This is a genomic window from Achromobacter spanius (assembly GCF_002812705.1).
GTDB lineage: Bacteria > Pseudomonadota > Gammaproteobacteria > Burkholderiales > Burkholderiaceae_B > Achromobacter > Achromobacter spanius.
This window is the reverse complement of the sequence record NZ_CP025030.1, coordinates 759,512-784,233: the sequence shown is the minus strand read 5'-3', so window position 1 is coordinate 784,233 and position 24,722 is coordinate 759,512. Positions and strand designations below refer to the sequence as shown.

The 24,722-nt window shown below is 65.0% G+C and carries 16 protein-coding genes; 12 read left to right on the top strand and 4 right to left on the bottom strand.

What is annotated here, in order from left to right; all coding sequences use genetic code 11:
• Window positions 1-166: 166 nt before the first annotated feature.
• The gene (locus tag CVS48_RS03610; RefSeq protein WP_100853291.1) at window positions 167-3,778 is read left to right on the top strand and encodes an indolepyruvate ferredoxin oxidoreductase family protein; all 3,612 of its coding nucleotides are present in this window, start codon (window positions 167-169) and stop codon (window positions 3,776-3,778) included.
• Window positions 3,779-4,155: 377 nt separating this feature from the next.
• On the opposite strand, the gene CVS48_RS03605 is transcribed toward CVS48_RS03610, so the two are convergent.
• The 3 genes from CVS48_RS03605 to CVS48_RS03595 form a co-directional block, all read right to left on the bottom strand.
• A complete protein-coding gene (locus CVS48_RS03605; protein ID WP_100853290.1) occupies window positions 4,156-5,427 on the bottom strand; it encodes an IS256 family transposase in 1,272 nt (423 codons plus the stop codon).
• 80 nt (window positions 5,428-5,507) lie between these two features.
• The gene (gene glpK / locus CVS48_RS03600; RefSeq protein ID WP_100853289.1) at window positions 5,508-7,028 is read right to left on the bottom strand and encodes a glycerol kinase GlpK; all 1,521 of its coding nucleotides are present in this window, start codon (window positions 7,026-7,028) and stop codon (window positions 5,508-5,510) included.
• A complete protein-coding gene (locus tag CVS48_RS03595; RefSeq protein ID WP_100853288.1) occupies window positions 7,015-8,469 on the bottom strand; it encodes a DHA2 family efflux MFS transporter permease subunit in 1,455 nt (484 codons plus the stop codon). The genes glpK and CVS48_RS03595 overlap by 14 nt, the downstream gene beginning before the upstream one ends.
• 100 nt (window positions 8,470-8,569) lie before the next feature.
• On the opposite strand from CVS48_RS03595, the gene CVS48_RS03590 reads away from it, so the two are divergent.
• The 4 genes from CVS48_RS03590 to CVS48_RS29760 all read left to right on the top strand — a co-directional run bounded on the left by CVS48_RS03590 (window position 8,570) and on the right by CVS48_RS29760 (window position 11,138).
• Window positions 8,570-8,758 carry a DUF3460 family protein gene (locus tag CVS48_RS03590; protein WP_100853287.1) on the top strand — a complete coding sequence of 63 codons (189 nt, stop codon included), beginning with the start codon at window positions 8,570-8,572 and terminating at the stop codon, window positions 8,756-8,758.
• Window positions 8,759-8,775: 17 nt separating this feature from the next.
• On the top strand, window positions 8,776-9,666 hold the full coding sequence (locus CVS48_RS03585; protein WP_100853286.1) for a segregation and condensation protein A: 891 nt from the start codon (window positions 8,776-8,778) through the stop codon (window positions 9,664-9,666).
• Window positions 9,667-9,702: 36 nt separating this feature from the next.
• Window positions 9,703-10,557: a pantoate--beta-alanine ligase gene (gene panC / locus CVS48_RS03580; protein WP_100853285.1), complete on the top strand. Its 855-nt coding sequence runs from the start codon at window positions 9,703-9,705 to the stop codon at window positions 10,555-10,557.
• Window positions 10,558-10,694: 137 nt separating this feature from the next.
• Window positions 10,695-11,138, top strand: a complete 444-nt coding sequence (locus CVS48_RS29760; RefSeq protein ID WP_100853284.1) for a response regulator transcription factor — start codon at window positions 10,695-10,697, stop codon at window positions 11,136-11,138.
• A 134-nt stretch (window positions 11,139-11,272) separates the two neighbouring features.
• On the opposite strand, the gene CVS48_RS03570 is transcribed toward CVS48_RS29760, so the two are convergent.
• Window positions 11,273-12,034, bottom strand: coding sequence for a copper resistance protein NlpE N-terminal domain-containing protein (locus CVS48_RS03570; RefSeq protein ID WP_100853283.1), 762 nt, complete (start codon window positions 12,032-12,034; stop codon window positions 11,273-11,275).
• Between the two features lie 193 nt (window positions 12,035-12,227).
• Between CVS48_RS03570 and CVS48_RS03565 the strand changes: the two genes are divergently transcribed.
• The 7 genes from CVS48_RS03565 (at window position 12,228) to CVS48_RS03535 (ending at window position 24,707) form a co-directional block, all read left to right on the top strand.
• Window positions 12,228-13,085 (top strand): prepilin peptidase, encoded by an 858-nt coding sequence (locus CVS48_RS03565; RefSeq protein ID WP_100853282.1) that lies wholly within the window; start codon window positions 12,228-12,230, stop codon window positions 13,083-13,085.
• Window positions 13,086-13,125: 40 nt separating this feature from the next.
• Window positions 13,126-13,743, top strand: a complete 618-nt coding sequence (coaE, locus tag CVS48_RS03560) for a dephospho-CoA kinase (RefSeq protein WP_100853281.1) — start codon at window positions 13,126-13,128, stop codon at window positions 13,741-13,743.
• 68 nt (window positions 13,744-13,811) lie between these two features.
• Window positions 13,812-14,564: a cell division protein ZapD gene (zapD, locus tag CVS48_RS03555; RefSeq protein ID WP_100853280.1), complete on the top strand. Its 753-nt coding sequence runs from the start codon at window positions 13,812-13,814 to the stop codon at window positions 14,562-14,564.
• A 1,091-nt stretch (window positions 14,565-15,655) separates the two neighbouring features.
• A complete protein-coding gene (locus CVS48_RS03550) occupies window positions 15,656-16,921 on the top strand; it encodes an MdtA/MuxA family multidrug efflux RND transporter periplasmic adaptor subunit (protein WP_100853279.1) in 1,266 nt (421 codons plus the stop codon).
• Window positions 16,922-16,933: 12 nt separating this feature from the next.
• Complete coding sequence (locus CVS48_RS03545; RefSeq protein WP_100853278.1) at window positions 16,934-20,035, top strand: MdtB/MuxB family multidrug efflux RND transporter permease subunit; 3,102 nt, start codon at window positions 16,934-16,936, stop codon at window positions 20,033-20,035.
• A complete protein-coding gene (locus CVS48_RS03540) occupies window positions 20,032-23,145 on the top strand; it encodes a multidrug efflux RND transporter permease subunit (protein WP_100853277.1) in 3,114 nt (1,037 codons plus the stop codon). The genes CVS48_RS03545 and CVS48_RS03540 overlap by 4 nt, the downstream gene beginning before the upstream one ends.
• On the top strand, window positions 23,142-24,707 hold the full coding sequence (locus tag CVS48_RS03535) for an efflux transporter outer membrane subunit (protein ID WP_242001376.1): 1,566 nt from the start codon (window positions 23,142-23,144) through the stop codon (window positions 24,705-24,707). Before CVS48_RS03540 ends, CVS48_RS03535 begins: the two co-directional genes overlap by 4 nt.
• Window positions 24,708-24,722: the final 15 nt, after the last annotated feature.

Sequence of the window (24,722 nt, the reverse complement as noted above, 5' to 3'; positions counted from 1 at the left end):
AATTATCGCATCGCCCTATTGCCGGGGTGGGGGTGACCGGTTACAACTGACGGCACTACAGCGCGTACGCGCCACGACTTCACTTTCACGGCCCTTGTTGGCCCGCGTGACCGTCAAGCGAGGCGGCTCGCGTAGCTGGAGGGGCATCCAGGATCTTGGAGTAGACATGAATGCCCCCCTGACTCCCGCCTTGCGCGCGGCGCTTGAATCCGTCCAGTTGGACGACAAGTACACCTTGGAATCCGGGCGCGCCTGGATGAGCGGCATCCATGCGCTGGTCCGGCTGCCCATGATGCAGCGCGTGCGCGACGCACAGGCGGGCTTGAACACGGCGGGCTTCGTGTCCGGCTACCGCGGGTCCCCGCTGGGTGGGGTGGACCAGAACATGTGGAAGGCGGCCAAGCACCTGAAGGCGCACCATGTTGAGTTCCAGCCCGGCATCAACGAAGACCTGGCGGCCACGGCGGTCTGGGGCTCGCAACAGGTCAACCTGTTTCCCGGCGCGAAATACGACGGCGTCTTTGGCATGTGGTACGGCAAGGGCCCCGGCGTGGACCGTTGCGGCGACGTCTTCAAGCATGCCAACGCAGCGGGCACGTCGCGCCATGGCGGCGTGCTGGTGGTGGCGGGCGACGACCATCCTGCCAAGTCATCCACCTTGCCGCACCAAAGCGACCACATCCTGAAGGCCTGCATGATTCCGGTGCTGTTTCCGTCCAGCGTGCAGGAGGTGCTGGATTACGGCCTGCACGGTTGGGCCATGAGCCGCTACGCGGGCGTGTGGGTGGGCATGAAGTGCATCACCGATATCGTTGAAGTGTCGGCGTCGGTGGACGTGGACCCGCAGCGCGTGCAAATCCAGTTGCCCGAAGATTTCATTCTGCCGCCCGACGGCCTGAACATCCGCGTGTCCGACACGCCGCTGCAACAAGAGGCGCGGCTCTTGGACTACAAGCTGTATGCCGCGCTGGCCTACGCACGGGCCAACAAGCTCAACCGCGAGCTCTGGCACGTGCCGCAACGCGATGCGCGCTTTGGCATCATGACGTCGGGCAAGGCGTATCTGGACACGCGCCAAGCGCTGTCGGACCTGGGCTTGACGGAAGCCGTGTGCCAGCGCATCGGCCTGCGCCTGTTCAAGGTGGGCATGGTGTGGCCGCTGGAATCCACTGGCACGCAGCAGTTTGCCGAGGGGCTGGACGAGATCCTGGTGGTTGAGGAAAAGCGCCAGGTGCTGGAATACCAACTGAAGGAAGAACTGTTCAGTTGGATCGGCAGCGGCAAGAAGATTCCGCGCGTGGTCGGCAAGTTCGATGACAAGGATGGCGGTGAATGGTCCGTGCCGCAGGGCAACTGGCTGCTGCCTGCGCACTACGAGTTTTCGCCCGCGATGGTGGCCCGCGCCATCGCCGCGCGGCTGCTGCGTTTTGATCTGCCGGAAGACGTGCGCGCGGGCATCGATGCGCGCCTGGCTTTCATCCGCGACCGCGAACAGGCGCTGGCGCGTCCGCGCGTGGTGGAAGAACGCAAGCCGTGGTTCTGTTCGGGCTGTCCGCACAACACCTCGACCCGCTTGCCGGAAGGCTCGCGCGGCATGGCGGGTATCGGCTGCCACTACATGGTCAGGTGGATGGACCGCAATACCGAGGTCTATACGCAGATGGGCGGGGAAGGGGTGCCCTGGGTGGGCCAGGCGCCCTTCACTGAAGAGAAACACGTTTTCGCCAACCTGGGCGACGGCACGTATTTTCATTCGGGCCTGTTGGCGATCCGCGCGGCCGTGGCGGCCAAGGTGCCCATCACGTACAAGATCCTGTTCAACGACGCGGTGGCCATGACGGGCGGGCAACCGGTGGACGGCCCCATCAACGTGCCGATGATCAGCCGGCAGGTGGCGGCCGAGGGCATCGACAAGATCGTGGTGGTGACGGACGACCCCGACAAATACAAGGACATCTCCGACCTGGCGCCGGGCGTGCCGGTGATGCATCGCGACGAACTGGACACGGTGATGCGCGATCTGCGCGAGCATCCCGGGGTATCGGTGCTGATCTACGACCAGACTTGCGCCACCGAAAAACGCCGCCGCCGCAAACGCAATGCCTATCCCGACCCCGCCCGCCGCGTCGTCATCAACGAGCGCGTGTGCGAAGGCTGTGGCGATTGCTCAAAGGCGTCGCATTGCTTGTCGGTGGAACCCCTGGAAACGGAGTTCGGCCGCAAGCGCAAGATCAACCAATCAAGCTGCAACAAGGACTTTTCCTGTTTGAAGGGCTTCTGCCCCAGCTTTGTGACGGTGGAAGGCGGCAAGCTGAAAAAGCCCAAGGCCTTGTCGCAAGAGGGCGTTGTGGACGAAGGCGTGCCGCATCCCGGCGTGCCGTTGCTGGATCAACCGTATGGCGTCTTCATTGCCGGCGTGGGCGGCACGGGCGTGGTGACCATCGGACAATTGCTGGGAATGGCCGCGCACCTGGAGGGCAGGGGCTGTTCAGTGCTGGATATGGCCGGTCTGGCGCAAAAGGGCGGCGCGGTGTATTCGCACGTGGTGTTGGCGGAATCGCCCGACCATTTGTTGAATACGCGGGTTGCCATGGGCGAGGCCGACTTGTTGCTGGCGGGCGACCTGGTGGTGGCGACCAGCGCGGACAGCATGGCGCGTGTGCGCCCCGGCCGCACGCGCGTGCTGCTGAACAGCGACACCGCGCCTACGGCTGCATTCGTGGCCAACCCCAACTGGACGCTGCCCGGCGCCAACCTGACGGCGGACCTGCAAGCCGCCTGCGGCAACGACAAGTTCCACGCCGTCGATGCCGCGGCAATGGCCGTGGCGCTGCTGGGTGACGCGATCTATTCCAATCCCTTGATGATGGGATACGCCTATCAAAAGGGCTGGATCCCGCTATCGCAAGCAGCGCTGCTGCGCGCGATTGAATTGAACGGCCAGCAGGTTGCCAATAACCTCACCGCCTTTGCCTGGGGCCGTCGCGCCGCGCATGACCCGGCCGACGTGGCGCGGCTGATGACCAACGGCGGCGTGCCGCTGGCGCCGCCGGAAGACATCATCGAGATCAAGCGGCCGCGCACCGCCAGCCCAGTGGTCGAGCTGAAGAAGCCGTCGGGTGAGCTTGCGCAAGTGGTGGCGCAGCGCAAGGCCTTCCTGACCGAATACCAGAACGCGGCCTACGCCAAGCAGTACACGGATTTGGTGGACAAGGTGGCGCGCGCCGAACAAGAGGCTACCGGCACCCAGCGGCTGGCGCTGGCGGTGGCTCGGTATTACTTCAAGCTGATGGCCTACAAGGACGAATACGAAGTGGCGCGCTTGTATTCGGATGGCGAGTTCGTGAAGCAAGTCAGCGAGCAGTTCGAGGGGAATTGGAAGCTGCATTTCCACCTTGCGCCGCCGCTGTTCTCGCGACGCGATAAGGCAGGGCATCTGACCAAGCGCAGTTATGGGCCGGGGATGTTGAAGGTGTTTGGGGTGTTGGCGAAACTGCGGCGCTTGCGCGGGACCAGGCTGGATGTATTTGGGTATACGGCGGAGCGGCGCGCGGAGCGGGAGTTGATTCGGGAATATCGGGAAACGCTGACGGCGATCTTGTCGAAACTGAATCGCGGGAATCTGGATCGGGCTGTTGCGCTGGCTAGTGTGCCGGAGGAGATACGTGGGTACGGACACGTGAAGGAAGAGGCGTTGGCGCGGGCGGAGCAGATCAGGGAGGAGTTGCTGAAGGACTTTAGCGCGCGGGTGGTGGCGATTGGGGTGCGGGCGGCTTGATGGCCGTGATCGGGTGTGGCTGATTCTGTTAAGAGTGGGGCGCTGCTTGATGGGTTTCGCGCGGTTGGGGGTGGGGTTCTTGCGCTGGGTTTGGCGCGCAGCACCCATCCTGCGATGTGTGCTGCTTGATGGGTTTCGCGCGGTTGGGGGGGGTTCTTGCGCTGGGTTTGGCGCGCAGCACCCATCCTGCGATGTGTGCTGCTTGATGGGTTTCGCGCGGTTGGCTACGGGGTTCTTGCATCGGGCCTCGCGCGCTGCACCCATCCTACGGGTGTGATGCTGTGCCTTGTAGGATGGGTGAAGTGCGAGGCGGTCGGCCCGCGAACGCAGGTGCCGGGCCTGTCCGTATTTTTGTGGGCGAGGCGTTTTAAAAGTTGTTATCCCCGCACCGCAGTAAACCGTTCACCGAACAGGATAGCAAACTGGTTCATGGCGGCTTTCCAGTCGAAGGTCGCCCTGACGGACTTGGCCAGCACATTGCGTAGCGCCAGCCATAGGAGCTTGATGGCGGCCTCATCGTTGGGGAAGTGCCCCCGCGCCTTGATGATCTTGCGCAACTGCATGTTCAAACTTTCAATGGCGTTTGTGGTGTAAATCACGCGTCTGATGTCTGGCGGAAAGACGAAGAACGGCGTGACGTTCTCCCAGGCCCGCTGCCAGGCCTGGACGATCGTTGGGTACTTGATCCCCCAGGGTCCATCGGCGAACGTTTGCAGCGCCTGCTCGGCCGCTTGTTCGCTGGCGGCAGCGTAGATCGGACGCAGGGCAGCGGCCACTGCCTTGCGGTCTTTCCATCCCGCGTAATCCAGGCTGTTGCGGATCAGATGCACGATGCAGGTCTGTACCGTCGTGCGCGGGAAGGCTGCGCCAATAGCATCGGCCAGGCCCTTCAGGCCGTCGACGACCGCGATCAGGATGTCCTGGCAGCCACGGGTCTTCAGGTCATTGAAGACCTTGAGCCAGAACTTGGCCCCTTCGGTCTGCTCAACCCATAGGCCCAGCACGTCGCGCTGGCCGTCGGCCTGCACGCCCAGCGCCAGATACACCGCCTTGTTGCTGACCCCGCCGTCGTCACGGATCTTGACCCGCAACGCATCGAAGAACACCACCGGGTACATCGCCTCCAGTGGCCGGTTCTGCCAGGCGATGGTTTCGGTCATGACCTCGTCGGTGACCGAGCTGATGAAGTCAGGCGAGACCTCGGTGCCGTAGCTCTCGGCCAGGAACGCCTGGATCTCGCGCACGCTCATGCCCCGGGCGTACATGGCAATGATCCGGTCATCGAACCCGGTGAAGCGCCGCTCGTGCTTGGGGATCAGGATCGGCGCGAAGGAGCCGTCCCGGTCGCGCGGCAGTTCCACGCGCACCGGGCCATGCTCGGTCAGCACCGTCTTGCCACTGGCGCCGTTGCGCTCGTTGGCCTGGCCTTCGGGCTTGTCCTCGCCTGGCCGATATCCCAGATGCAAATTCATCTCTGCGGCCATCGTCCGCTCGATCACGGCCTTCTGGAACGACAGGAACAGGTCTTGAACCTCGCTGGGCGTCATCGGTCCCTTGACCAGATGATCCAGCAACTCGGCCGGCACTTCAGGCAGCGGCCCACGGGCCGCCGCCTGAGCAGCTGCTGTGCGTCTCTTCTTCATCGGCATATCCATGGTCTTTGGTCCTCATGATATGCCTCGCACACAAAATCACGGATAGGTCCCAGGTGCCCAGCGCACGTAACCCATCACTTCCCCGAACTCCACCCCTTCGATAATTCCACCGCCTGCCGCCACCGTTTCATCCGGGCTTCGCGCACGGCTTGTGGCCAGGCGGGTTCGAAGGTGCGTTCGGCTTGCCACTTGGAGGCGAATTCTTCCTGGCTGCCCCAGAAGCCTACCGCCAGCCCGGCCAAGCCCGCGGCGCCCAATGCCGTCGACTCCGGGACTCGCGGGCGCACTACCGGTACGCCGAGCAGGTCTGCCTGCATTTGCATCAGCAGGTCGTTGCGGGCGGCGCCGCCGTCTACCCGCAGCTCGGTCAGCGCGATGCCGCTGTCGCCGTTCATGCAGGTCAGCAACTCCGCGCTTTGCAGGGCGATGGATTCCAGCGTGGCTCGCGCGATGTGTGCGCGCGTCGTGCCGCGGGTCAGGCCCACCAGGGTGCCGCGCGCATAAGGGTCCCAGTGCGGCGCGCCCAGGCCGGCGAAGGCCGGCACCATGAACACATCGTCGGTATCCGACACGCTGGCGGCCAGGGACTCAATGTCTTCCGAACGCTGGATGATGCCTAGCCCATCACGCAGCCACTGCACCGCCGCGCCCGCCACGAACACGCCGCCTTCCAGCATATAGGTGGGCTTCCAGCCATCAACCCCCGCTTGCGGCAACCCCCAGCCCACGGTCGACAGCAGATGGTTCTTGGACTGCACCGGCTTGTCGCCCACGTTCATCAGCATGAAGCAGCCGGTGCCGTAGGTGTTCTTCGCCATGCCGGGGGTGAAGCAGGCCTGGCCGAAAGTGGCGGCCTGCTGGTCGCCGGCCACGCCCGCGATGGGGATAGACCCACCCAGCCATTCCGGCAGGGCCTCGCCCACGACCGCGCTGCTGGGCGCCATGCGGGGCAACACGCTGCGCGGGATGTTCAGCAGCGCCAGGATCTCGTCGTTCCAATCCTGCGTGTGCAGATCGAACAACATCGTGCGCGACGCGTTGCTGCAATCGGTGCTGTGCACGGCGCCGCCGGTCAGTTGCCAGATCAGCCAGGTGTCCACCGTGCCGAAAGCCAGTTCGCCGCGCTCGGCCATCTTGCGCGCGCCGGGCACGTGGTCCAGCAGCCACGCGAGCTTGGTCCCCGAGAAATAGGCGTCCAGCACCAGACCCGTACGCGATTGCAGGAAGTCGGCGTGCCCGTCGTTGCGCAGTTGGTCGCACATTGGCGCGGTGCGCCGGTCTTGCCAGACGATGGCGCGGGCAAGTGGGCGGCCGGTGGCGCGTTCCCAGATCAGCGTGGTTTCGCGTTGGTTGGTGATGCCGATGGCCGCGATGTCGGCGGCGGTGGCGCCGGCATTGCGCAGCGCTTCGCGCGCCACGTCCAGTTGGCTGTGCCAGATCTCGCCGGCATCGTGTTCCACCCAGCCCGGCCGGGGATAGTGCTGGCGAAACTCACGCTGGCCGACGCCGCGCACCACGCCCGCGCGGTCGAATACGATGGCCCGCGAGCTGGTCGTGCCCTGGTCCAGGGCTAGGACAAATTCATTCGTCGTCACTTTGTTTGCCGCCGTTCAGGTGTGCCCCGGCCTGCGGCTCAAGGCGTCTAAAGGAAAAGACCGATGCCATGCACATCAGCCCGATGACGAGGAAGCCCGCGATGACGTCGCTGACCGCAAGCGTCTCGGCGCCGCGCAGGGTCATGCTGACGTTCAGCGTCACCGCGGCCACCCCGACGCCCAACGTGATGCCCAGTTGTTGCGCCATGGCGGCGAAACTGCTGGCGTGGCTCATTTTGGACGGGGGTATGTCGGCATAGGTTAGCGTATTTACCCCGGTGAACTGCAGCGAACGGAAGAAGCCGCCAACCAGCAGAATGGCAATCATCAACCACACCGGCGTAGCGGGCGTGAAGGTGGCGCACACCATGATGAACACGCCGGTAAGCAGCGCATTCACGGTCAGTACGCGGCGGAAACCGAAGTGTCGGACGATGGGCGTGGCCACGAATTTCATCAGCAGCGCGCCGGCGGCGCTGGCAAAGGTGATCATGCCGGCCGCGAACGGCGTCAGGCCAAAGCCCACCTGCAGCAGCATGGCCAGCAGGAACGGGGTCGCGCCCACCGCGAAGCGGCACAGGTTGCCGCCCAGCGTGGAAATGGCGAAGGTGGGAATGCGCATCAACGACAGGTCGATGATGGGATGTTCGATGCGCCGCGCGTGCCAGGCGTACAGGAACCCGCACGCCGCGCCCACCGCGATCAGCCCCAGCAACATGGGCAAGGGCATCACATCGCGGCCAATGGCTTCAAAGCCGCTGACCAGCGACGCCAGGCAGACCGCGCTAAGCAGAAACCCCAGCCAGTCCAGGCGCGGGGTGGATTCTTCCTTGATTTCAGCTACATAGCGCAGCACCAGCGCAATACCCAACACGCCAATAGGGATATTGATCAGGAAAATCCAGTGCCACGACATATACGTGACCATGAAACCGCCCAGCGGCGGTCCGATCACCGGCCCAAGCAGCGCAGGGATGGACAAAAACGACATGGCTTTAAGCAGATCTTGCTTGGGCACGGTGCGCAGCAGGATGATGCGCCCCACGGGCACCATCATCGCGCCCGCCATTCCCTGGACGATCCGTGCCATGACCAACTGAGGCAGGTCCTGCGAGATGGCGCAGGCGACCGAACTGAGCGTAAACAGCCCGATGGCGGCCAAGAACACCCGACGGGCGCCGTAGCGGTCAGCCGCCCAGCCGCTGATCGGCACGAACACGGCCACCGCCAGCAGGTAGGACGTAATGGCCACGTTCAGCCGCACCGGCGTGGACCCCAAGGCCCGCGCCATGGCGGGCAGGGCGGTGGCCACGACGGTGGCGTCCAGCATCTGCATGAACAGCGCACAGCCCACGATGAAGGGGATCATGCGTGCCGCACGCAGCGCGTCCGGGTTTGAGGGCGGAGCGGGATTGGCTGCGGCTGCGGATTCGGCTGACATGGCGGGCGGGGGCGTTGGAAGCCTGACGATTGTAACGCCGGGGGGATTTGCCCGGCGTGAAGTAAACTCGTCGGATCTGCAACCTACTGAAATTGGCGTCATGGCGACCAACTACGAATCCGAGATCACCCTTTTCCTGAAAGACTTCAAGCAGTCGCACCCTGGCACGGAAGAGCGCCAGCGTGAAGGCCGCGCCCGGCTTTGGGACAAACAGCAAGATTCGGAACTGCTTGAAGGCTTCCGCGCGGCCCGCGTGCCGCAAAAACCGTACGTGTACTCGGCAGACTGATCCCCGTTGCGGCAGACATGTCCCGTAACCCTTCAGTCCCTGGCGAGGCACTGGCCAAGCTAGTGGAACCGCCTGTGGACAGCACGCCAGACACCGTCGACAGCGTGGCGTTCGCGCGCCTGTACGGCGAGCCGCTGTTCCAGATGCCGACGGATCTGTACATTCCGCCGGATGCGCTGGAAGTGTTTCTGGAGGCGTTCGAAGGGCCGCTGGATCTGCTGCTGTACCTGATCCGCAAGCAGAACTTCAACGTTCTGGACATCCCGATGGCGGATGTCACGCGGCAGTACCTGTCTTATGTGGACCAGATCCGCATCACCAATCTGGAGCTGGCCGCCGAGTATCTGCTGATGGCGGCCATGCTGATTGAGATCAAGTCGCGCATGCTGCTGCCGGTAAAGAAAACCGACACCGGCGAAGAGCCCGAGGATCCGCGCGCCGAGCTGGTGCGCCGCCTGCTCGAATACGAGCAGATGAAGCTGGCCGCGCAAAAGCTCGACAAGCTGCCCCAACTGGGCCGCGATTTTGTCAGCAGCCAGGCCGTGGCCGACCTCAGCGTTGAACGCATGATGCCCGAGGTCAGCGTCGACGACCTGCGCCAGGCCTGGGCCGACATCATGAAACGGGCCAAGCTGAACCAGCACCATCACATCACGCGCGAACAGTTGTCGGTACGTGACCACATGACGCATATCCTGCGGCGCCTGAACGATGTGCGCTTCATGGAATTCGGCGATCTGTTCATGGAGCGTGTCCGCGAAGGCGCGCCCGCGGCGGTCGTTGTCGTGCATTTCATCGCCATGCTGGAGCTGGCCCGCGAATCCTTGCTTGAGATTACGCAGGCCGAGCCCTACGCGCCCATCTATGTCCGCCTGGCTTACACCAGCGTGGCGGCGGTCGCGGCCTGATCCTGACCGGGCTGCCCCCAACCCCGGAGAGTCTCCTTGAAAGTCGTACACACCATCCAGGAATTGCGCGATCACCTGCGCGGGCAAAATCGCGTGTCTTTCGTGCCCACGATGGGCAACCTGCACGAAGGCCACCTGTCCTTGATGAAGCTGGCGCGTCAGCACGGGGACCCCGTGGTGGCCAGTATTTTCGTGAACCGCCTGCAATTCGGCCCCAACGAAGACTTCGACCAATATCCCCGCACCCTGGCCGCCGATATCGAAAAGCTGGAGCAGGCGCGCGACGTTTACGTGCTGTTCGCGCCCAATGAGCGCGAGATGTACCCCGAACCGCAGAACTTCCGCGTGCAGCCGCCGAATGATCTGGGCGACATCCTGGAAGGCGAGTTCCGCCCGGGCTTTTTCGAGGGTGTCAGCACGGTGGTGCTGAAGCTGTTTTCCTGCGTGCAGCCGCGCGTGGCCGTATTCGGCAAGAAGGACTATCAACAGTTGATGGTGGTGCGCAATATGTGCCGCCAGTTCCAACTGCCGGTGGAAGTGCTGGCGCACGAAACGGTGCGGGCGGATGACGGCCTGGCGCTGTCGTCGCGCAACCGCTATCTGACCGAGGGCGAACGCGCCGAGGCGCCCGCGCTCTATGCCGCCCTGCAGAACATGGGCCAGCGCCTGGCCCAAGGCGAGCGCGATGCCCAGGCTCTTGAGCGTGACGCCGCCAATCACTTGACCCAGCGCGGCTGGAAGGTGGACTACATTGCCTTGCGCCGTCAGCGTGACCTGAACCGCCCTGACGCCGCCGACCTGCAGGCCGGCGAACCCGTGGTGGTGCTGGCGGCCGCCAAGCTGGGCGCCACCCGCCTGATCGACAACCTGGAACTGGCCTACAAGGCCTGATCCTATGCGGGGGCGGGGCCCGGGTCGGGCGTGGCGTCCCTGCGCCGCCCTGACCCCTGACAGAATTGCCAGCTATCGCCGTTTTGGGCGGCCGGGCAGACTTCTTGTAATCCTACATTGCAAAAACGAGTCGCCCCATGCGTGTTTCCCGTCCCGATCTTGATACGGCGCTTTCCGCGTTGACGCCCCGCGAACGGCAAATCGTCGCCTATGTGGCGGCCGGCCGCCCGAACAAGGTCATCGCCATTGACCTGGGCATTTCGCTGCGCACGGCCGAGGCCCATCGCGCCCGCATCTTCGCCAAGCTTGACGTTCGCAACGCCATGCAACTGGCTTGCCGTTTGTGCGCACACGGCCGCTCCGGCGCGTCTCCCATCCTGGAAGCCGCGGCGCTGGGGGATTTGCCTGAAAGCTCGTCGATTGCCCCCGCGCATGTTCCGCCATTGCCATCGCCATCGTTCCACGTGCTGCACGAACCCACGCAGGAATATGGCGGCTACCCACCGGGCGCCGGTGATTCCCAACCCTCTATTCCTGAACCCCTCGCACCTGACCCCCGACCCGGCGCGCCCGAGTCATGACGCACCCATGTGCCGCCAGCTTGCGCCCAAAAAGAACCGGGCCTGGCGAACGTGGTGTTCGTCAGGCCCGATGGGCGTTGCGTCGTGGAGCAGGGCAGATTCAACCGGCCCGCCGCCGTACTGCTTTTATGGCATCAGGGGCACTTGGGCGCTGCGGCCTTGGCCAGCTCGTCAATCGGATCCAGGTCCGGCTGACGGGTCAGGTTGTAGTTCAGGTTGGGCGTTTGGCCGCCAATGGAACGCACACGCAGCACATTGTTGGCGGCCACCACGAATTCAACACGGACGTTGCCGTTGGCATCCATCAGGATGACGCGCGGCGGGCGTTCGTCGGTCGCGTCCCAGCAGCCTTGCTCGGTGACGGCGGGGCCCTTTTTTGGGTCGTCTTCAAGGTAGGCCGTGCGGCCGCGCCAACGGCCGTTGGGGGCCAACGTCAGCGTGACGCGCTGCGCCGTGCACTGCATGGCGGGCGAGAAACACGGCAGGGTGCCCATATAGGTTTGCGGCTGCGGCACCAGGCTTTGCGACGCGGCATTGGGGGCCGCGGCCGGGGCGGGGGCAGAAGCGCCGCCTGCGTCGCTGGCGCCTTCCGGCACGGCCTGGCCGTCTTCGGTGGTGGGGGTTTCCGCCGAGGCTTGCGCGGCTTGGTTCTGCGGCTTGCGGGCATCGGGCTTGAGTGCGATTTGCACTTGCGACGGCGCGCGGATGACGCTGCGGTAGCCGGCGCCCGAACCCTGGTATTGGGCATCGGTCACCGTGCTTTCAACCGGGGGGTCGTAATAGCCTTCGGTTTTTTGTTGGGCGCAGCCTGCCGCGCCTAGGGCGGTTCCGGCCAGCAGCAGCCCCATGACGCTGAGTTTGCGGGATCGGGAAACGATGTCGACGCGGGCGGTCATGGCAGCTTATCCGTGAATTGAGTCTGTCTCCGATTTTACGCACTTATGCGAAGATTCGATACGTTCCCTTAGCCACTCTTGGGTGTAGCCAGCACTTTATGAACAATAAACGACACGGCCGGTGTTTCGCCTTTTGCCTTCTGGCCGACAGATGGGGCGCGGAATCGGGCGCGCGCGTGAGTCAGGCGGCTGCATGAACGTGGTGTGGCAGGCATTCGATTTTCCCTTGGGCATGTTTATTGGCCTGGCCGCGCTGGCCGGGCTGTTCATCGGTGGCTGGCTCACGGTGCTGACCTACCGACTGCCCCGCATGATGGAACGCGAATGGCAGGCGCAGTGCCTGGATGCGGTGGGCCGCGCGCGGCCGGACAGCCCCGATGGCCTGTTCCGCCCTGCATCGCACTGCCCGGCGTGCAACGCACCGGTACGCGGCTGGCGCCGGCTGCCCGTGCTGGGTTGGTTGCTGCTGCGTGGACGCTGCGCCGCCTGCAACGCGGTGATCGCCTGGCGTTACCCCGCGATTGAATTGCTGACCTGCGCCTTGTTCGCCGCCTGTGCGTGGCGTTATGGCGCAACGCCGGTAGCCTTGTTCGCCATGGGCCTGTCGACCATGCTGATCGCCTTGGCCTGGATTGATTTTGAGACCACGCTGCTGCCGGATGTGCTGACCCAGCCCTTGGTGTGGGCGGGTCTGTTGGTCAACCTGTTCGGCACGTTCACCACGCTGCCCATGGCGGTGATCGGGGCCGTGGCCGGTTATGTTTTCCTGTGGCTGATCTTTCATCTGTTCCGCTTGCTGACCGGGCGCGAAGGCATGGGCTATGGCGACTTCAAACTGCTGGCGGCATTGGGCGCGTGGTTTGGCGCCGAGTCACTGCCGATGTTGTTGCTGGCGGCGTCGTTGGTGGGCGTGGCGATCGGCGGCGCGCTGACCCTGAGCGGGCGCGCGAGCCGAGGGCAGCCCTTGCCCTTCGGACCCTACCTGGCCCTGGCCGGTATCGTGATGTTGCTGCTGGGCGGCGATGCGGGCCTGTGGCAGTTAATGCACTAGGTGCACCAGGACGAAAGTCCGGCAAGAAAGGATAAACATCATGTTCAAGATCGGGCTGACGGGTGGCATCGGTTCGGGCAAGTCCCGCGTGGCCGACATGCTGGCGGAATGGGGCGCGACGCTGGTCGACACCGATGAAATCGCGCGTGCGTTGACGGCGGTGGGCGGCGCGGCGATGCCCGCCATTGAAGCCGAATTCGGTGCGCAGGCGCTGACGCCAGACGGCGCGCTCAACCGTGAATGGATGCGCGAGCGCGCCTTCTCGGACCCCCAGGCGCGGCTGCGATTGGAAGCCGTGCTGCATCCCATCATCACTGAAGAAACGCGGCGCCAGGCCGCGGCCGCGACCGGATCGTATCTGGTGTTCGTTGTGCCGCTTTTGGTGGAGTCCCTGACGCGATGGCGCGGGCGCGTGGATCGCATCTGCGTGGTGGATTGCGACCCCGACACGCAAGTGGCTCGGGTGCAGGCGCGCAGCGGGCTGACGGAGCCAGCCATCAGGCGTATTATGGCGGCACAGGCTGCGCGGGAAACTCGCTTGGACATCGCGGACGACGTCATCACCAACGACGGCGCCACATCACCAGAGCAGTTGCGCGCGCAGGCAAAGATCTTGCATGACCGCTGGCTTGCGCTGGCGGCGACAACGGGCCGGTAAGCACAACTTGACCGGCACTCTGAACATCTCGGCCGTTTGGCCGACCACTGATGGGCCTGTAAAAAAGCGTGATTGTTTACGAATATCCCTTCAATGAGCGCATCCGCGCTTACCTGCGATTGGAATACCTGTTGGACAGGTTGTTTTTCTTTTCGCGGGCTGGGGACTCACGCCAACATCAGGTGGCCGTCACCTCTCTTTTCGATCTGCTCGACGCTTGCGAACGCACCGACGTGAAAGGCGCGGTGCTGCAAGACCTGGAGCGTCAGCGCTCCGCGCTGATGGGGCTGCGCGATCACCCCGGCGTGGCGCAGGATGCGCTGGAAGGCATGCTGCGCGAACTTGAAAAAGTGGCCAGCGCCCTGACCGCGCCCGGCAAGACCGGGCAGTCGCTGCGTGAAAATGAATGGCTGACCAGCTTGCGCGGACGCCTGTCCGTGCCGGGCAGTGCCACGCAAGTGGACATGCCTTCTTACTTCGCCTGGCAGAACAAGTCCGAAGCCGCCCGCTGCGCGGACCTGCAGGCCTGGGTGTCGCCGTTCCTGGCGCTGTACGACGGGCTGACGCTGGCCTTGCGATTGCTGCGCGAATCCGGCCGCAAGACCGACATCGTGGCCGAGCAGGGCGCCTACCAGCAGATGCTGGGCGGCAAGCAATTCCAATTGCTGCGTGTCTGGGTAGACCCGGATCAAGGTCTGTTTCCCGAGATCAGCGCCAATAAGTACATGATCTGGATACGCTTTTCCACCCAGGACGGCGAATTCAAACCCCAGCAAGTCGCCCGCGACGTCGCCTTTCAAATGACTCTGTGCAGCTCGTAGGATGGGTGCAGCGCGGGGGATCCGTGGCAAGAACCCCACCGCAGATCGCGCGAAACCCATCAAGCAGCCGTCGCGCTGTCGTCCCCCCTTTCCTAGAATTCACCGCTGCCTGATGGGTTTCGCGCGATATCCAATCGTGTTCTAGCGACCAGTTTCCCGCGCTCCACCCATCCTACGATCACATCGCGCCATCCGCCTGCAAAAGCACCGTAGGATGGGTGGAGCGCGGCTGGCCATAGCCAAGTACCCAGCCCCCCAACGCGCGAAACCCATCAAGCACCGCCGAATTCGCGCCATCACGTCACCCCCCGGCAAAACGCACCCGTAGGATGGGTGGAGCGCGGCAGGCCATAGCCAAGAACCCAGCCCCCCAACGCGCGAAACCCATCACACACCGCCGAATTCGCGCCATCACGTCACCCTCCGGCAAAACGCACCCGTAGGATGGGTGGAGCGCGGCAGGCCAAAGCCAAGAACCCCGCCCCCCCAACGCGCGAAACCCATCAAGCACCGCCGAATTCGCGCCATCACGTCACCCGCCCGGAAAACCGGACCCGTAGGATGGGTGGAGCGCGGCAAGCCAAAGCCAAGAACCCAGCCCCCCCAACGCGCGAAACCCATCACACACCGCCGAATTCGCGCCATCACGTCACCCCCCGGCAAAACGCACCCGTAGGATGGGTGGAGCGCGGCAGGCCATAGCCAAGAACCCAGCCCCCCAACGCGCGAAACCCATCAAGCACCCCGAATCACGTCGCCGGCCCCGCAAAAAGCCCGCAGGACGGGTCAGCGCAGCAAGCCCAAGCCAAGAACCCACGTCCCCGAACACGCGTCACCCATCTCCGCGAACACGTCTCGCCCATCTCCGCAAACACGTCTCACCCATCTCCGCGAACACGCATCACCCGTGCCCCCGAACACCTATCCCCCAAGTCCCCGCTCCGAACAAGCGCGCGAAACCCATCCCCCCACCCAGCCCCACCCCCCACCCGATTCTTGTTGCGGCCAGTTTCAACTGGAACTTCCAACGCGCGAAATCGGGACTGACTAGTAGACAATACGGCTTTCTGCATTAGTGCCGGAACCGTTCCATGTCCGAAAGTCGTCCTGTTTCCCAACCCTCCCGCTGGAGCCGCCGCCGCGTTGTCGGGCTGGCCGTGTTGTTGCTGGTGGTGGCGGGTGTTGCCTGGTTTGCGCTGCGGCCTTCCCCCAAGCAAGCCGGGGCGCGGGGGCCGGGCGGGGCGCGTCCGTCGATGGCCGCCATGGCCAACATGCCCGTTCCGGTGCGCATTGCCACCGCCACCCAGCAGGACATCGACATCTACCTGAAGTCACTCGGCACCGTCACCGCCTACAACACCGTCACCGTGCGCAGCCGCGTCAGCGGCGAGCTGGTGGACGTGGCTTTCCAGGAAGGCCAGCGCGTCAAGGCGGGCGACCTGTTGGCGCAGGTGGATCCGCGAGCCTTCCAGGTCGCGCTGGATCAGGCGCGCGGCACGCAGATGCAGAACCTGGCCCAGCTTGAAAACGCGCGGCGCGACCTGCAGCGCTACCAGGCCCTGTTCAAGCAGGACTCCATCGCCAAGCAGCAGGTGGATACGCAGGCCGCGCTGGTGCGCCAATACGAAGGCACCGTCAAAAGCGACCAGGCCAATGTCGACAACGCCAAGCTGCAACTGGACTATGCCCGCATCACCGCGCCCATCAGCGGCCGGCTGGGCTTGCGCCAGGTTGACCGGGGCAACCTGGTGTCCAGTTCGGACACCAACGGGCTCGTCGTCATTACCCAGACGCAGCCGATCTCTGTCGTCTTCACGTTGCCCGAAACCCAGCTACCCGAAGTGCGCGGTGAAATCGCCGCCGGCCGCACCCTGCCCGTTGACGCCTATGACCGCGCCGACACCCGCCGCATCGCCACCGGCGTGCTGGAAACGCTGGACAACCAGATCGACGTCACCACCGGCACCTTGAAGCTGAAAGCCAAGTTTGAAAACGCCGACGATGCGCTGTTTCCGAACCAGTTCGTCAACGTGCGCCTGCACGTGCTGACGCGCAAGGACGTCACCGCCATTCCCACCGCCGCCGTGCAGCAAGGCTCGGCCGGCGCCTTTGTCTTCCTGGTGCAGCAAGACGACACCATCGTCGTGCGCCCGGTAAAGCTGGGCGCCATCAACAACGGCATGGTGGCCGTGAACGAAGGGCTGCAACCGGGCGACCGCGTGGTGACCGAAGGCACCGACCGCCTGCGCGCCGGCGCCAAGGTTGAAATCGTGGGCGGCGCCGAAGTCATTCCCGCCACCCGCGACAAGACGCTGGGCGCGGGTGCGCCGGCCGGCACCACGCCGCCGTCGAAATAAGCCGAGCCCATCGTGAGTCCGTCGCGTCTGTTCATTCTGCGTCCCGTGGCCACCACGCTGGCGATGGTGGCCATCCTGATCGCCGGCTTCATCGCCTACCGGCTCTTGCCCGTGTCGGCGCTGCCCGAGGTGGACTACCCGACGATCCAGGTGGTGACGCTGTACCCGGGGGCGAGCCCCGACGTCATGACGTCTCTGGTCACGTCCCCGCTGGAACGGCAGTTTGGGCAGATGCCGGGCCTGAACCAGATGTCGTCCACCAGTTCGGGCGGCGCGTCGGTCATCACCATGCAGTTCAACCTGACGCTGCCGCTGGACGTGGCCGAGCAGCAGGTGCAGGCCGCCATCAACGCGGCGTCCAACCTGCTGCCCAGCGACCTGCCGGTGCCGCCCACCTACAACAAGGTGAACCCGGCTGATGCCGCCGTGCTGACGCTGGCCATCACGTCGCCCACCATGCCCTTGCCGCAGGTGCGCGACCTGGTCGACACGCGGGTCGCGCAAAAGTTGTCGCAGATTCCGGGCGTGGGTCTCGTCAGCGTGGCGGGCGGGCAGCGTCCGGCCGTGCGCGTGCAGGTCAACCCGCAGGCGCTGGCCGCCAATGGCCTGGCGCTGTCGGACCTGCGCACCGCCATCGTGGGCGCCAACGTCAACCAGCCCAAGGGCAACCTGGACGGCCCGCTGCGGTCCACCACCATCAACGCCAATGATCAGTTGAAGTCGCCCACCGACTACAACGACCTGATCATCGCCTACAAGAACAACGCGCCGCTGCGCCTGTCCGACGTGGCGCGCGCGGTCGAGGGCGCCGAAGACACGCGCCAGGCCGCCTGGGTTGCCGACAAGCCCGCCATCCTCTTGAACATCCAGCGCCAGCCGGGCGCCAACGTGATCGACGTGGTCAACCGCATCCAGACGCTGTTGCCGCAGTTGCGCGCCGCCTTGCCCGCCACGCTGGACGTGACCGTGGTGTCCGACCGCACGCAGACCATTCGCGATTCCGTTGAAGACGTGAAGTTTGAAATGCTGCTGGCCGTCGGGCTGGTGGTGATGGTGACCTTTGTGTTCCTGCGCAGCCTGACCGCCACGCTGATCCCCAGCGTCGTGGTGCCGCTGTCGCTGGTGGGCACGTTCGGCGTCATGTACCTGGCCGGCTTCTCCATCAACAACCTGACCTTGATGGCGCTGACGATCGCCACCGGCTTCGTGGTGGATGACGCCATCGTCATGATCGAGAACATCGCGCGCCACCTTGAAGAAGGCGAAACGCCGATGCAGGCCGCGTTGAAGGGCGCCTCGCAGATCGGTTTCACGCTGATCTCGCTGACCTTCTCGCTGATCGCCGTGCTGATCCCGCTGCTGTTCATGACGGAAGTCGTGGGCCGCTTGTTCCGGGAATTCGCCATCACGCTGGCGGTATCCATCCTGATATCGCTGGTGGTGTCATTGACCCTGACGCCGATGATGTGCGCGCGCCTGCTGCGCGCCGAATCCGAACAGAAGCACGGGCGTTTTCATACCGCTACCGGCAACTTCATCGACCGCGTCATCGCCGGCTACGACCGCATGCTGCAAGTGGTGCTGCGGCATCAGACGCTGACGCTGCTCGTGGCGCTGGGCACCTTCGCACTCACGGTGGTGCTGTACCTGATGGTGCCCAAGGGCTTTTTCCCGCAGCAGGACACCGGCCTGATCCAGGCCATTACGCAAGGCCCGCAATCCATCTCGTTCCCCGCCATGGCCGAACGCCAGCAGGCCGCGGCGCGCCTCGTGCTGGAAGACCCGGACGTGCAGGCCGTGTCGTCGTTCATCGGGGTCGATGGCAGCAACGCCACGCTGAGCGCCGGGCGCATGCAGATTGCGCTAAAGCCCCAGGCCGAACGCAACGGCGACCTGCGCACGGTCATGGCGCGCTTGCAGGAATCGCTGAGCAAGCAGGACGGGCTGACTGTCTACATGCAGCCCGTGCAGGACCTGACCATTGAAGACCGCGTCAGCCGCACGCAATACCAGATGACGCTGTCCAACCCCGACCTGAAGGTGTTGAGCGAATGGACACCCAAGCTGGTGGACCGGCTGCGCCAGGTGCCGGGCTTGAAAGACGTGACCGATGACCTGCAGGACGACGGCCTGCAAACCTGGGTCGAGATTGATCGCGACGCGGCGTCCCGCTTGGGCATCACCGCCGCCGCCGTCATCGACGAGGCGCTTTACGACGCCTTCGGCCAGCGCCTGATCTCCACGATTTTCACGCAGTCCAACCAGTACCGCGTGGTGCTGGAAGTGCAGCCGCAGTTTCAGATGAACCCCGCCGCGCTGGGCCAGATCCATGTGCCCACCTCGGCCGGCACGCAGGTGCCCTTGTCGTCGGTGGCGCATATTTCCGAAGGCAAGACCGTGCTGGCGGTGAACCGCCTGGACCAGTTCCCGATGGTGACCGTGTCGTTCAACCTGGCCCCGGGCGCATCGCTGTCCAACGCGGTGGAAGCCATCACCGCCGCCGAGGCCGAGATCGGCATGCCCGCCAGCGTTGAAACCCGTTTCCAGGGCGCGGCGCTGGCGTTCCAGAATTCCCTGACCAGCACGCTGTGGCTGATCCTGGCCGCCGTGATCACCATGTACATCGTGCTGGGCGTGCTGTACGAAAGCTACATCCACCCCATCACCATCCTGTCGACCTTGCCGTCAGCCGGCGTGGGCGCCTTGCTGGCCTTGCTGATCAGCGGTACCGAGCTGGACATGATCGGCATCATCGGCATCATCCTCTTGATCGGCATCGTGAAAAAGAACGCCATCATGATGATCGACTTCGCGCTGGACGCCGAGCGCAAGCGGGGTTTGAGCCCGCGCGCGGCCATCCACGAAGCGGCGCTGCTGCGCTTTCGGCCCATCTTGATGACGACGCTGGCCGCCTTGTTCGGCGCCTTGCCGCTGATGCTGTCCACCGGCACGGGGGCGGAACTGCGCCAGCCGCTGGGCCTGGTCATGGTGGGCGGGCTGTTGCTTAGCCAGGTGCTCACGCTCTTCACCACGCCGGTCATCTACCTGATGTTCGACCGCCTGTCGCGCCGCTGGCGTGGCGTGCGCGAGCCGGCGGCCGGGGATGCGTCATGATTCTGTCGGCGCCTTTCATCATGCGGCCGGTAGCGACCACGCTGCTTAGCCTGGCGGTGGTGATGGCGGGCTTGCTGGCGTTCTTCCTGCTGCCGGTAGCGCCCCTGCCGCAGGTGGATATCCCCACGATTTCCGTGTCGGCCAGCCTGCCCGGCGCCAGCCCCGAGACCATGGCGTCCAGCGTGGCCACGCCGCTTGAGCGGTCGCTGGGCAGCATTGCCGGCGTGACCGAGATGACGTCGCGCAGCTCGCAGGGCTCGACCCGCATCACCTTGCAATTCGATCTGTCGCGCGACATCAACGGCGCGGCGCGCGACGTGCAGGCCGCCATCAACGCGGCGCGCTCGCTCTTGCCAACCAGCTTGCGCAGCAACCCCACGTATCACAAGTCCAACCCGTCGGACGCGCCCATCATGACCTTGGCGCTTACGTCCGACACGCTGAGCCAGGGCCAGTTGTACGACATTGCCTCCACCATCGTGGCGCAGAAGCTGGCGCAGGTGGACGGGGTGGGCGAAGTCACGGTGGGCGGCAGTTCGCTGCCGGCCGTGCGCGTGACCGTGCTGCCCGGCGCGCTGGCCAACCAGGGCGTGTCGCTGGACCAGTTGCGCACCACGCTGGCCAACGCCAACGCGAACCGCCCCAAGGGCGTGCTGGAAAACGACCGCTACCACTGGCAGATCATGGTCAGCGACCAGCTCAGCCGCGCCGAGCAGTACCGGCCGCTGATCGTCGCCTGGAAAGACGGCGCGCCGGTGCGCGTGTCGGACGTGGCCACGGTGGAAGATTCCGTCGAAGACCTTTACCAGACCGGCTTCTACAACGACCGCAAGGCCATCCTGATGATTGTGCGGCGCCAGGCCGACGCCAATATCATCGAAGCCGTGGACGCCGTGCGCGCGCAGTTGCCCGTGTTGCAGGCGTTGATGCCGGCGGACGTGAACATGACGGTGGCGCAAGACCGCACGCCCAGCATCCGCGCGTCGCTGCACGAGGCCGAGCTGACGCTGATCATCGCCGTGGGCCTGGTGGTGCTGGTGGTGCTGTTGTTCCTGCGGCGCTGGCGCGCGGCCATCATTCCCAGCGTGGCGGTGCCGGTGTCTTTGATCGGCACCTTCTGCATCATGTATATGTGCGGATTCACGCTGAACACCATTTCGCTGATGGCGCTGATCGTGGCCACGGGCTTTGTGGTGGACGACGCCATCGTGGTGCTGGAAAACATCATGCGGCACGTGGAAAACGGCATGTCGCCGATGCGGGCGGCGCTGCGCGGCTCGCGCGAGGTGGGCTTCACCGTGCTGTCCATGAGCCTGTCGCTGGTGGCGGTGTTCATTCCGATCTTGCTGATGGGCGGCGTGGTCGGCCGCCTGTTCCGCGAATTCGCGGTGACCTTGTCGGCCGCCATCATGGTGTCGCTGGTGGTGTCGCTGACCTTGACCCCGATGATGTGCGCGCGGCTGTTGCGCCCCGAACCGCAGGACGCCAAGCCGCCGGGCCGCCTGGCGAGCTGGTCCGAACGCGGCTTCGAGGCCATGCTGAACGGCTACCGCCGCAGCTTGAGCTGGGCCTTGGCGCATGGCAGGTTGATGATGTTGACGCTGGCCGTCGCCGTGGGCCTGAACGTGTACCTGTACATGGCGGTGCCCAAGGGGTTTTTCCCGCAGCAGGACACGGGCCAATTGCTGGGCTTTTTCCGCGTGGACCAGGGCACGTCGTTCCAGGCCACGGTGCCCAAGCTGGATGCGCTGCGCAAGGTGGTGCTGGCGGACCCGGCGGTGCAAAGCATGACGGGCTACGCGGGCGGGCGCGGCGGCAGCAACAGCAGCTTCATGCAGATCCAGCTTAAGCCCCTGGAAGAGCGCAAGGTGTCGGCCGACGACGTCATCAACCGCCTGCGCGGCAAGCTGCAGAACATGCCGGGGGCGCGCATGTTCCTGGTGTCGCAGCAAGACATCCGCATTGGCGGGCGTCAAAGCCAGGGGTCTTACGACTACACGCTGATGTCCGGCGACCTTCAACTGCTGCGCACCTGGATGCCCAAGGTGCAGCAGGCCATGGCCAAGATTCCCGAAATCACCGACGTGGATACCGATGTCGAGGACAAGGGCCGCCAGATCGACCTGGTGATCGACCGCGAGGCCGCGACCCGGCTGGGCGTCAGCATGGCCACCATATCGACCGTGCTGAACAACTCGTTCAGCCAGCGTCAGGTGTCGGTCATGTACGGCCCGCTGAACCAGTACCACGTGGTGCTGGGCCTGGAGCCGAAGTTTGCCGAAGACATTGAATCGCTCAAGCAGGTTGAAGTGATCACGTCGACCGGCGCGCGCGTGCCGCTGCTGGCCTTTGCCCGGCTTGAAAATTCCAACGCGCCGCTCAGCGTGCAACACCAGGGCCTGTTCGTGGCGGATACGGTGTCGTTCAGCCTCGCGCCCGGCGTGTCGCTGGGGCAGGCCACGGCCGCCATCGACGCGGCGGTGGCGCGCATCGGCTTGCCGTCGGACCAGATCCAGGCGGGCTTCCAGGGCACGGCGGCGGCCTTGCAGCAGACCTTGTCGCAACAGCCCTGGTTGATTCTGGCGGCGCTGGTCACCATGTACATCGTGCTGGGCATTCTGTACGAAAGCTTCGTGCATCCACTGACGATCCTGTCGACGCTGCCGTCGGCAGGCCTGGGCGCGCTGCTGGCGCTGTTGCTGGTACGCCATGACTTCACCTTGATTGCGCTGATCGGCGTGTTCCTGTTGATCGGCATCGTGAAAAAGAACGCCATCATGATGGTGGACTTTGCGCTGGAAGCCCAGCGGGTGCAGGGCATGGCGCCGCGCGAGGCCATCTTCCAGGCGTGCCTGACGCGCTTTCGTCCGATCATGATGACGACGATGGCCGCCATCTTCGGCGCGCTGCCGTTGGTGCTGGCCACCGGCGCCGGGGTCGAGATGCGCCAGCCGCTGGGCATTACCATCGTGGGCGGCCTGGTGCTCAGCCAGATCCTGACGCTGTACACCACGCCCGTGGTTTATCTTTACCTGGACCGATTTCGCCTGTGGGCCGCGCGCGGGCGCGGCCGGCGCAAAGACGCCCCTGCTTCCATAGAACCTACATGATCCGACCCAAGCCGCTAGTCACCACCCGTCTTACTCGCAGCGCCGCCACGTTGGCGCTGTGCGCGCTGCTGGGCGCCTGCGCGGTAGGCCCCGATTACCAACGCCCTGAGCTTGATGTGGGCGCGTCCTACAAGGAAGCCCAGGGCCAGCAGCAGGTGGAAGGCTGGAAGCCGGCCCAGCCGCGCGACGAGGCGGACCGTGGCAAGTGGTGGCTGGTGTATGGGGACGACACGCTGAACACGCTGGTGGAACGCCTGAACACGTCGAACCAGACCATCGCCCAGGCCGAAGCCAATTACCGCCAGGCGCTGGGCCTGGTGCGCGCCGCGCGCGCCGGCTTCTATCCCACCGTGGGCGCCAGCGCGGGCGCATCGCGCGCGGGTGTCGGCAACGGCTCATCGTCGTCGTCATCCAACGGCAGCAACGTGTCGAATCAGTATTCCGTGACCGGCAGCGTCAGTTGGGAAGTAGACGTGTGGGGCCGCGTGCGCCGCAGCACCGAATCGTCCGAAGCCAGCGCCGCCGCCAGTCTGGCGGACCTGGGTGCCACGCGCCTGAGTGCGCAAGCGGCGCTGGTGCAAACCTATTTCCAGTTGCGCGTGCTGGACGAACAGAAGCGTCTGCTGGATGCCACGGTGGCGGCCTATGAACGGTCGTTGAAGCTGACGCAGAATCGCTACGAGGTCGGTGTGGCGGGGCAGGCCGATGTGGCGGTGGCGCGCACGCAAGTGGAAAGCACGCGTGCCCAGTCCATCGACCTGGACTGGCAGCGCGGCCAGTACGAGCACGCCATTGCGGTGCTGATGGGCCAGGCTCCGTCGCAGTTCAGCCTGGCGCCCGCCGTCTTCACGTTGCAGTTGCCGCAGATTCCGGTGGGCTTGCCGTCCGAGCTGCTTGAGCGCCGCCCCGATATCGCCGCGGCCGAGCGCCGCGCGGCGGCGGCCAACGCGCAGATTGGCGTGGCGCAGGCCGCGTGGTTCCCGTCGCTGATCCTGTCGGCCGATGGCGGTTTTCGCAACGGCCAGTTCGCCGAACTGTTGACCGCGCCCGCGCGCTTCTGGTCCCTGGGGCCGGCGCTGGCGCTGACGATCTTCGATGGCGGCGCGCGCGCAGCCCAAGTTGAACAGGCACGAGCCTCCTACGATTCGCAGGCTGCCGCCTACCGCCAGGCGGCGTTGGTGGGCCTGCGCGAAGTCGAGGACTACCTGATCCAGCTTCGGGTCATGGAACAAGAACAGATCGTGCAGCGCCGCGCGCTGGAGTCCGCGCGCGAATCGTTGCGCCTGATCCAGAACCAGTACCAGGCCGGGCTGGTGGACTACCTGAGCGTGGCGGTGGTGGACGCCACCGCGCTCAATAGCGAACGCAATGCGCTGAGCCTGTTGGGCACGCGCCTGGTGGCCAGCGTGAACCTGATCGTTGCCCTGGGCGGCGGCTGGGAGGTGGCTTCCCAGGAAGCCCCGGCAACCCAGGGTGGCCAAGGAACCCAGCAGTCCCCGGTGTCTCAGGAAACCCAGGAATCGCGGGTGTCCCAACAGCCCCCGGTGCCGCAAGGATCCTAGGGAATTCCTGAGGCT

Excerpts from the sequence above, each read along its gene's own strand:
- CVS48_RS03535 (WP_242001376.1), top strand. The coding sequence starts at position 23,142 with ATGATCCGACCCAAGCCGCTAGTCACCACCCGTCTTACTCGCAGCGCC.
- CVS48_RS03590 (WP_100853287.1), top strand. The coding sequence starts at position 8,570 with ATGGCGACCAACTACGAATCCGAGATCACCCTTTTCCTGAAAGACTTC.
- CVS48_RS03550 (WP_100853279.1), top strand. The coding sequence starts at position 15,656 with ATGTCCGAAAGTCGTCCTGTTTCCCAACCCTCCCGCTGGAGCCGCCGC.
- coaE (WP_100853281.1), top strand. The coding sequence starts at position 13,126 with ATGTTCAAGATCGGGCTGACGGGTGGCATCGGTTCGGGCAAGTCCCGC.
- CVS48_RS03540 (WP_100853277.1), top strand. The coding sequence starts at position 20,032 with ATGATTCTGTCGGCGCCTTTCATCATGCGGCCGGTAGCGACCACGCTG.
- CVS48_RS03595 (WP_100853288.1), bottom strand. The coding sequence starts at position 8,469 with ATGTCAGCCGAATCCGCAGCCGCAGCCAATCCCGCTCCGCCCTCAAAC.
- CVS48_RS03570 (WP_100853283.1), bottom strand. The coding sequence starts at position 12,034 with ATGACCGCCCGCGTCGACATCGTTTCCCGATCCCGCAAACTCAGCGTC.
- CVS48_RS03610 (WP_100853291.1), top strand. The coding sequence starts at position 167 with ATGAATGCCCCCCTGACTCCCGCCTTGCGCGCGGCGCTTGAATCCGTC.
- CVS48_RS03605 (WP_100853290.1), bottom strand. The coding sequence starts at position 5,427 with ATGCCGATGAAGAAGAGACGCACAGCAGCTGCTCAGGCGGCGGCCCGT.
- CVS48_RS03585 (WP_100853286.1), top strand. The coding sequence starts at position 8,776 with ATGTCCCGTAACCCTTCAGTCCCTGGCGAGGCACTGGCCAAGCTAGTG.
- CVS48_RS03565 (WP_100853282.1), top strand. The coding sequence starts at position 12,228 with ATGAACGTGGTGTGGCAGGCATTCGATTTTCCCTTGGGCATGTTTATT.
- CVS48_RS29760 (WP_100853284.1), top strand. The coding sequence starts at position 10,695 with ATGCGTGTTTCCCGTCCCGATCTTGATACGGCGCTTTCCGCGTTGACG.